Genomic DNA, 12,547 nt, shown 5'->3' on the forward strand with positions numbered 1-12,547 from the left:
TGCTACACCCCCTAGGCTTGCACTCGATCTGTATCATTCGAACCTATATTGGATATTGCAGCTTTTTTCTGAGCTCTTTCTTTTATTTGTTCTACGTCAAACTTTTTATTCTTTGCAGGAATTAATCCCTTTGTTCGATAGATAGCAAAAATAACTAGTAGCACCCCAAAAATGAATCGTTGAAGTTTTGCAGGTGTTAATGCATCAGGAATTGTAATCACACCTTGTAAACTTAATTGATTCAGCCAATTCGTCAACTCCGTTAATACTTGCAAATTTAAAATTGTTACTAATGCTGCCCCTAAAATGGCTCCCGGAACACTACCCATTCCACCTAATACAACCATTACTAAAATCGTAAATGATTCTAGTAGTGTAAAACTTGTTGGATCTATAAATTGTTGCTTAGCTGCAAATACAACGCCCATGATACCCGAAAAAGAAGCACCTAAGGCAAAGGCGAGTAATTTTGTTTTCACTAACGGAATACCCATCGCTTGTGCAGCAATTTCGTTTTCTCTAACAGCCTTCCATGCACGACCTATTTTTGAATGTTCCAAACGATTTACTGCAAAAATCGTAAATAGTAAGATGAAGAGGACAATAAAGTAGTATTGATTTGGATAAATAATTTCCAATCCAAACAGATTTGGTGGTGTGATGGATGCAATCCCCATAGCACCGTTCGTAAAGTTAATTGGTCTATCTAAATTATTGAAAATAATTCGGATGATCTCACCAAAAGCAAGAGTAACTATAGCTAAATAATCTCCTTTTACCCGTAGCACAGGAACACCAATTAACACTCCGGCAATTGCTGCCATAATACCACCGATAATTAAAAAACCCCAGAAAGTACTACCACTTAATGGATATTCACCGAAGGGCATAAAGTTGGATGCCTGTGAAGTTGCAAAAATACTATACGAATACGCGCCAACCGCGAAGAACGCAACAAAGCCAAGATCTAATAATCCCGCCATCCCAACGACGATATTTAATCCAAGCGCCATCGCTATATAAATACCCACCATTGTTGCTACTTCCATATAAGAATGGAAGGCTGGTCCACCGCTAGACGCAAATGGTATAAGAATGAATAATAACCCTAACGCTATTAACCATTTCGTCACGACCTTTAAATTCATATAATAGAGAATTAATAGTGAAGACAGTAATAATAAGAATGAAACAACGGATTTTTGAGAGAAGTATAATGCGGATGAAGTCACGATGATGAAAAGGGTAAACAAAGTAATTTGAACAGATTTCTTTTGCAATAACATCGATAATTTTTCTTTCATTTCCATCACCTACACTTTCTCTGTTGCTGCTTTTCCTAACAATCCCTCAGGCTTGAAGAGCAGTACTAAAATTAAAATTGCAAAAGCAAATACATCTTTATATTCTGCTCCAAAAATGCCACCTGTTAATAAAGAAAGATTTGCAGAAGCAAACATTTCGATTAATCCTAATAAAAAGCCTCCAAACATCGCTCCACGAATATTTCCAATTCCACCCATTACTGCGGCTATAAAAGCTTTAATCCCTAAAATAAATCCAATGTAAGGGTCAATCGTACCGTATTGTATGGCAAAAAGCACTCCTGTTGCTCCTCCTAATGAAGAACCAATAAAGAAGGTAATGGCGATCACTTTATTTACATTAATAGACATTAGAGCTGCTGTTTCCCGATCCATTGAAACGGCACGAATCGCAGTTCCCCATTTCGTCTTATTGACAAAGAAATCTAGAGAAATCATCATACCAATGGCACAAATGAGCACTATAAAAAATGAAACTTTTAAACTTGCATCATTAAAAACTGATAAAAATGATGATACTGGTATTGTAATTTGTTTGGAAAATAAAGACGGTCCTGTCACAATATAATTTCCAGTCAAGATTTCAGCAACTATTCGAACAACATCTTGAAGAATGAAAGATACACCGACAGCTGTAATTAAGGCAACTAATCGAGGGGCTCGTCTCACCGGACGATAGGCAACTCTTTCAATACCCATTCCAAGTAAACCTGTACATAGTGCTGTTATAACTAATGCAATGATTAATAATAAAAGACTCGGTATCGATGAACCAAATCCCATTCCAAGAATGATGAGCAGAACAGCTGTTCCAATATAAGCACCCGTCATAAAAATTTCACCGTGAGCAAAATTGATTAATTGTAAAATGCCATAAACCATCGTATACCCTAGTGCTACAACAGCATAAACGCTTCCGAGTGTTAAACCATCAATTATCACTTGAGGTAAAGTTTGGAGCATCTCTTGAAACATAAAATTCCTCCAATCCGTTGTAAATTAAACTCGTGCTGTTTTATTCCCTCTCTTTTAGAAAAAAAGAGACGTCTGTAAAGGCAATTTAAGACGTCCTCCTTCGACGAGGTTAGTGACAAATTATATTGAGAACCATAGTAGCAATAATTTTTATTATTAGATAGGAAGGATGTCTAGTGTCCGGCTTTCTAGACATCCCCTTTCTGTCAGCTTATTGGCTTACTTCACCTACATACGATGCTGGATATTTTGCTTCCTCAAATTTATATAAATATACTTTTGCATTCTTGTTGTCTCCTTTTTCATCGAAAGAAACATCTGTGATGACTCCTTGATAATCAGTTATTGCTCTTACAGCTTCTACAACTGCTTCTTTCGGAGGAAGTTTGCCCCCATTTGCTTTAATAGCATTCTCTAAACCTTGTAAAAATACGCCCATTGCATCATATCCATAAGCCGAAAATGCTTCTGCTTCTTTATTGAATTTTGCTTTATAATCATCCATGAATTTTTTTCCTTCAGGGGTTGAACTTGTATCTCCAGCAACCGATGTAATGTACACATTCTTCACTGCTTCCCCAGCAATATCAACTAAACCTGAGGAGTCCATTCCATCGCCACCCATAATTGGTACATTTATTCCTTTATCACGTGCTTGTTTTATAATAATTCCACCTTCACTATAAATGCCTCCAAAGAAAATTAAATCAGGTTTTTTATTTAATGCTTGATTGATGACACCATTGTAGTCTTTTTCACCAACTGTAATTCCTTCATATCCAACGATTTCAGCACCTAATTTTTCCGCTTCTGCAACAAACGCATCAGCAATTCCTGTACCATAGGCTGTTTTATCTTGAATCACGAAAATTCTTTTTGCTCCTAATTCATTGACTGCAAATTGAGCACCAGCTGGTCCTTGGAAATCATCACGGGCAACAATACGATTCACAGTTTTTAGCCCACGATCCGTTACATCTGTCGCAGTACTTCCAGGATTCACCATTGTTATGTTGTATTTCTCGTATATTTCTGAAGAAGGAATCGTAACCCCTGAGTTAAAGTGACCAATTACTCCATAAATTGCATCATCTGCTCCTATTAAGTTGGCATTCGATACGCCTTTTTTTGGATCTGCTTGGTCATCATAAGGTTCCAATTGCAGTGTAAAGCCCATTTCTTCAAATCGTGATGCTTCTTCTTCCAATTTCATTTGAGCACCAAGTTTAATGGCTTCACCAATGATTGCATTACCACCGGATAACGGTGTATGGGTTGCAATTTTTATAACATTGGAATTAGCTCCAGTTTGTTCTGTTGTTGTTTGTTGACCGGATTGATTACTGGAACTTTGTGAACAGGCTGAAAGGATTACCAACAATAAAGCGCTGGCAAAAACAACAAGTAATTTTTTCATACATCTCCTCCTTTTGATAAATTGTTCTCTTGAAAATAATGCTAATTTTAGTATATTTTTTTACAATTTTGTGAACATCATCTTTGTAAGAACTCCTTACATACTTTTTTTATTAAACTTGCAACTTTTTTACATGTCGATTAATGAGATTTCTTGTAGAAACATTCACTATAAATATGATGTTAGTTTGGTATTTTTTTTCGAGCGGTTTAATAAATAGATATAGAGTTAAACATATAAGACTATCGGAAAGTGGGTAATGCTTGATGCCTCTACAAAATCATGCATATAAATATAAAAAGGTTATATCAATCGGCACTGTTAGTGAGCTTACAGGTTTGTCCCATAGGCAGATACGTTATTATGAATCTAGAAAATTAATTTTCCCCGAAAGATCAAAAACAGGTATTCGAAAATATTCCTTTCATGATGTTGAAATATTAATAGAAATTGCAAATCATTTAGAAGAAGGTGTGTGGACAAATGAAATTCGAGAAGAACTAAAAAAACGTCAAAACAATCATCAAATAAAAATAGAGCAACCATATAATACCTGTTGAGGCATTTTGAATTTTTAATATACTGTATTCTTATCTTTCCTACGTAATGACTAATTTTTTATTGTATTTGCATTATCATAATTGGAAAGTTGTTGAAAAAGGGTGTTTAGAAAGTCGAAAGCTTTCTAAACACCCTCTCTTCTTCTTAATAATGTTTAAGATTTATTTTGCAACATGTTTATTCATATGGATTAGAAAAATATTTCATGTTTTGTAGTGGATAAATTCTCAATTTAGATTCTCCAAAAACATCCTCTATTGGTATTAAACCATAATGCCGACTGTCATAACTATTCAAACGATTATCTCCTAATACAAATATATAGCCATCTGGCACTTTCTTTTCACCCGTCAAATCTTCCAATGTAAAATTTTCAGTCATGCGAATTTGATACTCAGCATTTCGTTTTACATATGGTTCTTCAAATTCTTTTCCATTGATAATTAATACATCATCTTTCATTTCAACCGTATCTCCAGGCAATCCTATGACCCGTTTAATATAATATTCATCTTCATAAGGTGCTTTAAAAACAATGTGATCAAATCGTTGGATTTTACTTATTTTGCTAACAATAATGACATCTTCATTTTCATATGTAGGTGACATTGAAGCACCATTTACAACAACGGGAGAAAAAATATATTCCCTACAGATTAAAGCAATGGTAATTCCCGAAACGAAAACAAAAAACCAAGATAGCAATTCTTTCCGAATGTTATTTCCCTTCATTTATCCTGCTCCTCGTAAACGACTTAAAATTGTCCAATTATTTAAATGCAATCCATGTACGATTCTGCTGTTCTTGTACGGATAGATCGCGACCAAAAAATTGAGATAAGTTTTGCTCGGTTAATAGATCATTTGCTAATCCTTTTGCATATACTTCCCCATCTTTTAGCAACAAAGTATGAGAAAAACAAGGCAATATTTCTTCTACATGATGAGTGACATAGATTAATGTTGGACAATATTCCTGTCGTGCAAGATTCCCTAAAAACGCTAGAAATTCCTCTCTTGCAATAACATCTAATCCATTACAAGGTTCGTCTAATATTAATATTTTCGGATTGGTCATTAATGCTCTAGCAATTAACACCCTTTGTTTTTCACCTTGAGATAGCAGGCCATATTGGGAACTTTCCAAATATTCAATTCCTAATTGTTTCATAAGCATATGTGCGATTTCCACATCTTTTTTTTCTACCGGTTCATATAGACCGATCGATGCGAATTTTCCGCTTAGCACAATGCTTAACACAGAATCAAATTCTCTTAACTGCTCTTTTAAAGAAGAACTGATAAAGCCAATTTCTTTACGCAATTCAGGAATATTTGTTTTTCCAAATTCTTGACCTAACACTTTTACTGTTCCTGAAGTAGGGTATAGATAGCCGGTGATGATATTGAGCAATGAAGTTTTACCCGCTCCGTTTAATCCGATAATGGACCAATGCTCCCCTTTATCTATATTCCAATTAATCTCTTTCAAAAGGATTTTGCCATTTCGTTTCACTGTTACATTTTTTAACTGTATCAATGTTCTTCCCCCATTTATCCACCTTTATTAGTATTTTAATATTATAATAATTGAATATATAAAGAAAAGTAACAATATTTTTAACTATTAAATTTATTCCTATAATACATCGCTATTTTGATTTATCTTTTTATTATAATATTAATTTAAATACTTTATTTTTTTCAGATGAAGAATCGGAAGAAAAAGTATGTTACAGTTTACTTAATTTAGTATTTCATTTAGGAAAACGAGAAAGGGGTTATGTTATGAAACAAAAAAGCATTTACGCATCATCCATCAACCATTCATATATGGACTTATATATTGCCGCATCGGACAAAGGTTTAGTTTTTGTAGGGGCTCAACATTCTTCTATGGAAGAATTAAAACAGTATTGCCAAAAACAATATCCACATTGTGAAGTAGTTGAAAATGATCTATTCATTTCGCCCTATTCTTCCCAATTGATTGAATATTTAGATGGTAAACGCAAACAATTTACATTACCATTTGATATTTCTGGAACTCCTTTCCAACTACAAGTGTGGAATGAATTATGTAAAATTCCATTTGGCAAAACTGCTACCTATTCTGAAGTGGCAACGAATATTGGAAATCCAAAAGCAGTCCGTGCAGTAGGAGGAGCAATTGGAAGCAATCCATTATCCATCGTCATCCCTTGCCACCGCGTCATAGGTAAAAACGGAAGTCTTACTGGTTATAGCGGTGGACTGGATGAAAAAAAACGATTATTAGATTTAGAAGGTATTCCTTATTGATCTTTTCATTTTTCGTATGCTTTCCTTCACTTCTTTGCTGATACGATGAGACTCAATTATTTTTTGTAACGCTTTATTATAAGTAAAATCATCTAAAGAATTTTTTTGTAAAAATGATGTTGTTTCTTTGGGAAACTTTAAATAGGCAACGGATATCGCCCAAGCGACTGCCATTTTAACATAATAGCCGTCATGCTTGATGTCATCCCATATTTGAAATAATTCTTCAATATACTTTTCTTCAATAAAATAACTAAGGGACATCACGATGGCAAAACGTATTTCAAATTCGTTTTCTGAATGGAAATAGGAGGAAAGGATATTCCACACTTCTTCCCGATGCTTTTTTGTAAATTTTAATCCGACACAAAAACTATCACATACAGACCAATTATCTATTTTAGGTACAAACCACTTAATCCACTTGAGCCTTTCCTCTAATGGAATGTTTACTTGCCCGATCACCATGCCTTTTAGCATAATTTCTTCAAAATATTCCTCTGTTCCATTCAATAAAAAATCTTCCCAGTCGCTTTTTGAAATTTCTTTTGCTAATGCTCTTAACTTCGGAATGCGAACCCCAAGAATATTTTCTTGATTCGGTATTAATGTTTTTTGAAACAATTGATACTTCTGTTCAGACAGTTCTAATAGTTCTTTCCGTATTTCCAATCAAATCAACTCCCATATTTCAACATTTCGTGTCATTCGGTATAGAAGTGTGGAAAATGATTATTTAATTTTGGATTGTTTATATATACCAATACCTATTGTAATAATGAGGGAAACGATAATCCCCGGAATAAACCAAATCCAAAGAAATTCGGTTTTACCTAATGCGATTTGTACAATTTGAAAATTAATCAATGCAAAAAGGATCATGCAAATATTTTTTATAATATTTAACATCTTTCGGCTATTTAAATAAAATTTTTCTGCATTTGATTCATTGATTCTTTCCGGATAATTATACATATGGGGAGCTTTTTCAAAAAGAGATGTTAACAATAAAACAAACATTCCAATGAATGGCAATATGATTAACTCATATTTTGAACCCCATCGATCTACTTCACCTTTAGCATTAAAATGTCCTGGTATTCGATCAGGAATTTGACTCCACTGAAAAATAATAAACAAATTAGACAATATAAATAAACCAATACCAACGATATCACAGATTTTCTCCATTTTTGTTTTTGGTATATGAAGAATTGGTCGATATGGCGTTTTCATCATATCATTCCACCTTATATAAAAATAAAGCTAGAAAAGGCTAATGCCTTACTCTAGCAATTCTATATTTTATGAATTCATCTCTTTTTCCTCTTTCAATAAATGATGTAAATAATCAATAATTTCCCGAATTCCTTCTAATGAATTTATCAAAACGTCTGGATTCACAATCGTAATCATTCGATTTTCTAAATTGGCCACTGCTGTAAAATATTTTGTTTGAGAATAATTTACGAGCCCCACTTGTTGAATGTCTTCATCAAGGAAATCTAATATTTCTTTCGCTTCACTCACAACTAATCCATAATTGACGACGTTCGTATTTAATACAATGATTCTCGCCAACGAATCCGTTGTTGGTTTGTTGTACAAAATAATATTAAAATCAAGGATAGGTATAAGCTCTCCACGAATTCGCGTAAAACCTACTAAATAAGTTGGCAAGTGTGGAATGGGGTTTATTTTTCCTATTTTTTCAATCGACACGACTTGATTAACAGGTATTGCGTATTCTTCATTTTCGCATCGAAAAACGATTGTTTTCATGAACATCACCTCAAATTGAACAATACTTGCAAGAACTTTTAACGATTTCTACTAATAAATCGGCTAATTTCTCCAATTCTTCAATAGGCATTCTTTCTTTTGTTGTATGAATATTTTCATAGCCTACCGATAAGTTCACTGTCGGTATTCCAAAACTTGAAATAATGTTTGCATCACTACCACCGCCTGAAACGCCAATTTGAGGTGTACGACCAATATTTCGGACAGCTTCGACTGCTATTTGCACCACTTTGTCTGATTCGTTTACTGAAAATCCAGGATACATGATTTGAACATCCACTTCTGCACGGCCGCCTAATTTTTCAGCAACTTTTTCGAAAGTCTCTTTCATATGTTTCGTTTGGTGATCTAATTTAGCCTTTTGGATGGAGCGGGCTTCTGCTAAAATTAAAACTTCATCGCAAACGATATTTGTTGCCTTTCCACCTTCAAAACGACCGATGTTTGCCGTTGTTTCATGATCGATGCGCCCCAATTTCATTTCAGCAATCGCTTTTGCAGCTAGGGTGATGGCAGAGATTCCTTTCTCTGGTTCAACTCCTGCGTGGGCAGTTTTTCCAAATATCTTCGCTTCAATTTTAGCTTGGTAAGGAGCTGCAACGACAATACCCCCAACTTTTCCATCACTATCTACCGCATATCCATACTTGGCGAAAATCTTTTCCCGTTCCAATTCCTTAGCCCCACGAAGTCCGTTTTCTTCACCAGCAGTAATTATGAATTGAATGGTTCCATGCTCAATTGACTGTTCTTTAAGTCGACGGGCCATTTCAAATAGTGCAGCAATACCGGCTTTATCATCTGCACCTAGAATCGTTGTTCCGTCTGAATAAATATATCCATCATCCCGTATTTCAGGTTTAATTCCCTTTCCAGGAACGACTGTATCCATATGAACAGTAAAATAAATGGGTTCTATATCTTCTTTTCCATTCAATGTGGCAATAATATTCCCTGCACCATGACCATTTCGTGTATGGGCATCATCTTGATATACTGAAAAACCTAAATCCTCTAACTTCTTTATAAGTACGGGTGCAATTTTTTCTTCGTGTTTCGTTTCCGAGTCAATCTGTACTAATTCGATAAATTCATTTACTAAACGGCTGTTTCTCATCATCAAAACTCCTTTATCATACCTTTTTCATCATCATTCTACGCTTAGTTGCTTAAGATTACAAATTTCTCCACTTATACTGAACAAATAAAAAAAATGGGACAAATTATATCCCATTTTTGATCTTCTTTTGATTTTCTAATAAAGAATAAATATATTCCATATTCAAATATTGCTGTACATGTTGTGCAAGTACGTCGTAAGCTTGTTCTCGTTGTTCTTTATCGGATATTACATCCATTGATAATTCTTTTAAACCTTTACTTTTTCTAATTTCATTAAAGTAAGCTCTTGTAAAGGAACGATTTTGGAAAATTCCATGTAAATAAGTACCAATCACTTTCCCGTGATGAAAAATAATCCCATCACAAGATCCATCATCTAATTGTAAAAATGGTTGTACATTAGAGTCTTGCGTTACTTTTGTTTGACCTAAATGAATCTCGTAACCTTTCACATCAATTTCTTTATTAAAAAGCATTGGATGAATTTTCCCTTTCGTTTGGGTCGTGCGTTTATTTTTTTCAAAAGTCGTTTGAATCGGTAATAAGCAAAGACCTGTCGTTTCTTTTATATCGCTCTCCACAAAGTCAGGGTCAAACAACTTCTCTCCTAATATTTGATAGCCACCACAAATCCCAAATACCCGCGAACCATTCATAGAGCATTGCTGAATAGCCTCAAATAATCCCGTTTCTTTCAACCACTCTAAATCTGCTGTCGTATTCTTCGTACCAGGAATTATAATACAGTCAGGATTGCCTAAATCACTTGCATGACTTACAAAACGAACGCCTACATCAGGTTCATCAAATAGCGGATCTAAATCGGTGAAATTAGAGATTCTCGGCAATTGTATACAAACAACATCAATGAGAGAATCGTTCTTTTTCGGTCTTTTTAATTTTAACGTATCAAGGGCTAATGAATCTTCGGCTTCGATTTTCAAGTCAAAATATGGGATGACGCCAATGACAGGAATACCTGTATATTCTTCAAGCCATTTTATTCCGTTTTCAAGTATTTCAATCATTCCTCTAAATTTGTTAATAATTATTCCTTTTACAAGTTTTCGTTCATCTTCATCAAGCAATGCTAGAGTGCCAACAATGGATGCAAAAACGCCTCCTCGATCTATATCCGCCACAAGGAACACATCCGCATTGAGCATTTTCGCAACACGCATGTTAGCAATATCTCGATCTTTTAAATTAATTTCAGCAGGACTTCCAGCACCTTCTGCTACAATAATATCGTAGGACTGTTCTAGTTCTCGAATGGCCTTTTCAACAATTGGCAATGCCTGCAGCACAAAGTTATCTCTATAATTTGTAGCACTCATATCCATAAAATGTTTCCCATGAACAATGACTTCTGATACCATGTCTTGTTTCGGCTTCAGTAATATCGGATTCATCTTGGTTGTTGCGATTTCTCTAGCAGCTTCCGCTTGTACACCTTGAGCACGCCCAATTTCTCCCCCATCTTTGGTGACATAGGAATTCAGCGCCATATTTTGAGACTTAAAAGGTGCTACTTTGTATCCTGCATTTGAGAAAATGCGGCAAAGTGCGGTACAAAGCACACTCTTTCCCACATCAGAAGATGTTCCTTGAATCATAATTGAATTAGCACGCAAAAACGACCTCTCCTTTAAAATTCCAAGCCTTTTACTGCTGGAATCCCTTCATTGTAATAATGTTTCGTCGGTTCAATAGTTGAAACTAAATCTGCAATATCGATTAATTCTTGTTTTGCATTACGGCCTGTAATTACAACATGCATATGTTTTGGTCGGTTTTGAATGACGTTGATCACTTCATCTAATGGAATCACATCTTCAACTGGAAACTGTGTAATGCTTAGGGCATTGTTTAATTCATCTAATACTACAACGTCTACAGTTGAATCTTGAATGGCTTGTTTTGCTATTTCCCAACCTTTTTTCAAGGCTTCACGATGTTCCTCAGGTGTTTTTGTCCAAGTAAAACCGATTCCTAATTGTTCCATTGTCACCCCTAATTTTTTTAGAGCAAGGGCTTCACCATAAGTCCGTTCTTTCGATTTAATAAATTGTAAAAAACGAACGTTCATGCCGCGGCCAATTGCACGCAAAGTAAGACCTAAAGCTGAAGTTGTTTTCCCTTTACCATTTCCAGTATATATTAATATAAGTCCTTTTTGTTTCATCGATATTTCTCCTGTTTCTTTCATTCATTTACAGTGTTTTTCATATCATCTATATATTCTTCAAACCATTGGGCTTGTTCTCTGATACGTACCACTTCACCTACAATAATCATGGCAGGATTCCTAATCTGTGCTTTTACTGCTTGTTCAAAAATTGTTTCTAATGTCCCTGTAATCGTTCTTTGCCTTGTTGTCGTACCATTTTCAATTATTGCAACTGGGGTATCAGCTTTTTTTCCATGATGCATTAATTTATGACAAATATTTCTTAAATTACCTACGCCCATATAAAATGCTATTGTATCAATTCCGGAGAGGGAGTCCCAATTTAAATTATCAGAACCTTTATCTTTACTTCCGTGTCCTGTAACTAACGCAACAGTGGATGCATATTCACGATGGGTTAACGAAATTCCCGCATATTCGGCTGCTGCAACGCTTGCAGTAACGCCGGGCACAATTTCAAATGGTATTCCTTTCTTTTTTAATACTGCCGCTTCTTCTCCTACTCTTCCAAAAATACTTGGATCTCCACCTTTTAATCTGGTTACTACTTTTCCTTCTAATGCTTTTTGTACTAGAATTTCATGAATTTCCTCTTGGATTCGCATATGTTTTCCTGGAAGTTTTCCACAATATATAAGCTCTGCATTATATGGAGCATAATCTAACAATGCTAAGTTAATAAGCCGATCATATACAATGCAGTCAGATTGTTGAATACATTCAAGACCCTTAACGGTAATTAATTTCTCATCCCCAGGTCCAGCACCTACTAAATACACTTTTCCTAACCTCATATTTTCCCTCCCGAAACATTGTTGCTTCATATTTTTGTTCATCTTTTTCATTCTAAGA

At 34.9% G+C, this 12,547-nt stretch carries 14 protein-coding genes; 2 read left to right on the forward strand and 12 right to left on the reverse strand.

The window, feature by feature from the left end; all coding sequences use genetic code 11:
- Nucleotides 1-11 precede the first annotated feature (11 nt).
- The 3 genes from NST00_RS10745 to NST00_RS10755 form a co-directional block, all read right to left on the reverse strand.
- Nucleotides 12-1,304, reverse strand: coding sequence for a branched-chain amino acid ABC transporter permease (locus tag NST00_RS10745; RefSeq protein WP_040764502.1), 1,293 nt, complete (start codon nucleotides 1,302-1,304; stop codon nucleotides 12-14).
- A 9-nt stretch (nucleotides 1,305-1,313) separates the two neighbouring features.
- Nucleotides 1,314-2,300 (reverse strand): branched-chain amino acid ABC transporter permease, encoded by a 987-nt coding sequence (locus NST00_RS10750; protein ID WP_016837801.1) that lies wholly within the window; start codon nucleotides 2,298-2,300, stop codon nucleotides 1,314-1,316.
- 211 nt (nucleotides 2,301-2,511) lie between these two features.
- On the reverse strand, nucleotides 2,512-3,717 hold the full coding sequence (locus NST00_RS10755; protein WP_016837800.1) for a branched-chain amino acid ABC transporter substrate-binding protein: 1,206 nt from the start codon (nucleotides 3,715-3,717) through the stop codon (nucleotides 2,512-2,514).
- A gap of 266 nt (nucleotides 3,718-3,983) precedes the next feature.
- Here NST00_RS10755 and NST00_RS10760 point away from each other — a divergent pair, with 266 nt between their 5' ends.
- A complete protein-coding gene (locus NST00_RS10760; RefSeq protein WP_016837799.1) occupies nucleotides 3,984-4,277 on the forward strand; it encodes a MerR family transcriptional regulator in 294 nt (97 codons plus the stop codon).
- Nucleotides 4,278-4,455: 178 nt separating this feature from the next.
- Here the strand turns inward: NST00_RS10760 and lepB are convergent, their stop codons facing one another.
- Nucleotides 4,456-5,010 carry a signal peptidase I gene (gene lepB / locus NST00_RS10765; protein WP_016837798.1) on the reverse strand — a complete coding sequence of 185 codons (555 nt, stop codon included), beginning with the start codon at nucleotides 5,008-5,010 and terminating at the stop codon, nucleotides 4,456-4,458.
- Between the two features lie 37 nt (nucleotides 5,011-5,047).
- Nucleotides 5,048-5,818, reverse strand: coding sequence for an ABC transporter ATP-binding protein (locus NST00_RS10770; protein ID WP_016837797.1), 771 nt, complete (start codon nucleotides 5,816-5,818; stop codon nucleotides 5,048-5,050).
- Nucleotides 5,819-6,066: 248 nt separating this feature from the next.
- On the opposite strand from NST00_RS10770, the gene NST00_RS10775 reads away from it, so the two are divergent.
- Nucleotides 6,067-6,579, forward strand: coding sequence for a methylated-DNA--[protein]-cysteine S-methyltransferase (locus tag NST00_RS10775; protein WP_340709953.1), 513 nt, complete (start codon nucleotides 6,067-6,069; stop codon nucleotides 6,577-6,579).
- On the opposite strand, the gene NST00_RS10780 is transcribed toward NST00_RS10775, so the two are convergent.
- From NST00_RS10780 to cobA, 7 genes are all read right to left on the reverse strand, one after another.
- Entirely contained in the window at nucleotides 6,559-7,251 is a 693-nt protein-coding gene (locus NST00_RS10780; protein WP_096551017.1) for a DNA alkylation repair protein, read from the reverse strand. The genes NST00_RS10775 and NST00_RS10780 overlap by 21 nt on opposite strands.
- Nucleotides 7,252-7,311: 60 nt before the next feature.
- Entirely contained in the window at nucleotides 7,312-7,818 is a 507-nt protein-coding gene (locus tag NST00_RS10785) for a DUF1648 domain-containing protein (RefSeq protein WP_340434700.1), read from the reverse strand.
- 66 nt (nucleotides 7,819-7,884) lie between these two features.
- Nucleotides 7,885-8,361: a chemotaxis protein CheW gene (locus NST00_RS10790; protein ID WP_340709954.1), complete on the reverse strand. Its 477-nt coding sequence runs from the start codon at nucleotides 8,359-8,361 to the stop codon at nucleotides 7,885-7,887.
- 10 nt (nucleotides 8,362-8,371) lie between these two features.
- Nucleotides 8,372-9,499: a M20/M25/M40 family metallo-hydrolase gene (locus tag NST00_RS10795; protein ID WP_340704004.1), complete on the reverse strand. Its 1,128-nt coding sequence runs from the start codon at nucleotides 9,497-9,499 to the stop codon at nucleotides 8,372-8,374.
- Nucleotides 9,500-9,605: 106 nt separating this feature from the next.
- Nucleotides 9,606-11,138 (reverse strand): cobyric acid synthase, encoded by a 1,533-nt coding sequence (locus NST00_RS10800; protein WP_016837791.1) that lies wholly within the window; start codon nucleotides 11,136-11,138, stop codon nucleotides 9,606-9,608.
- A 14-nt stretch (nucleotides 11,139-11,152) separates the two neighbouring features.
- A complete protein-coding gene (locus NST00_RS10805) occupies nucleotides 11,153-11,689 on the reverse strand; it encodes a cob(I)yrinic acid a,c-diamide adenosyltransferase (RefSeq protein ID WP_016837790.1) in 537 nt (178 codons plus the stop codon).
- 20 nt (nucleotides 11,690-11,709) lie between these two features.
- Entirely contained in the window at nucleotides 11,710-12,489 is a 780-nt protein-coding gene (cobA, locus tag NST00_RS10810; protein ID WP_016837789.1) for a uroporphyrinogen-III C-methyltransferase, read from the reverse strand.
- Nucleotides 12,490-12,547 lie beyond the last annotated feature (58 nt).

Source organism: Ureibacillus sp. FSL K6-0165, from assembly GCF_038004285.1.
In the GTDB taxonomy this organism is placed as follows: Bacteria; Bacillota; Bacilli; order Bacillales_A; family Planococcaceae; genus Ureibacillus; species Ureibacillus thermosphaericus.

Coding starts and splice junctions, on each gene's coding strand:
- NST00_RS10760 (WP_016837799.1), top strand. CDS start 3,984: ATGCCTCTACAAAATCATGCATATAAATATAAAAAGGTTATATCAATC.
- NST00_RS10775 (WP_340709953.1), top strand. CDS start 6,067: ATGAAACAAAAAAGCATTTACGCATCATCCATCAACCATTCATATATG.
- NST00_RS10785 (WP_340434700.1), bottom strand. CDS start 7,818: ATGATGAAAACGCCATATCGACCAATTCTTCATATACCAAAAACAAAA.
- NST00_RS10755 (WP_016837800.1), bottom strand. CDS start 3,717: ATGAAAAAATTACTTGTTGTTTTTGCCAGCGCTTTATTGTTGGTAATC.
- NST00_RS10750 (WP_016837801.1), bottom strand. CDS start 2,300: ATGTTTCAAGAGATGCTCCAAACTTTACCTCAAGTGATAATTGATGGT.
- cobA (WP_016837789.1), bottom strand. CDS start 12,489: ATGAGGTTAGGAAAAGTGTATTTAGTAGGTGCTGGACCTGGGGATGAG.
- lepB (WP_016837798.1), bottom strand. CDS start 5,010: ATGAAGGGAAATAACATTCGGAAAGAATTGCTATCTTGGTTTTTTGTT.
- NST00_RS10805 (WP_016837790.1), bottom strand. CDS start 11,689: ATGAAACAAAAAGGACTTATATTAATATATACTGGAAATGGTAAAGGG.
- NST00_RS10790 (WP_340709954.1), bottom strand. CDS start 8,361: ATGAAAACAATCGTTTTTCGATGCGAAAATGAAGAATACGCAATACCT.
- NST00_RS10745 (WP_040764502.1), bottom strand. CDS start 1,304: ATGAAAGAAAAATTATCGATGTTATTGCAAAAGAAATCTGTTCAAATT.
- NST00_RS10795 (WP_340704004.1), bottom strand. CDS start 9,499: ATGAGAAACAGCCGTTTAGTAAATGAATTTATCGAATTAGTACAGATT.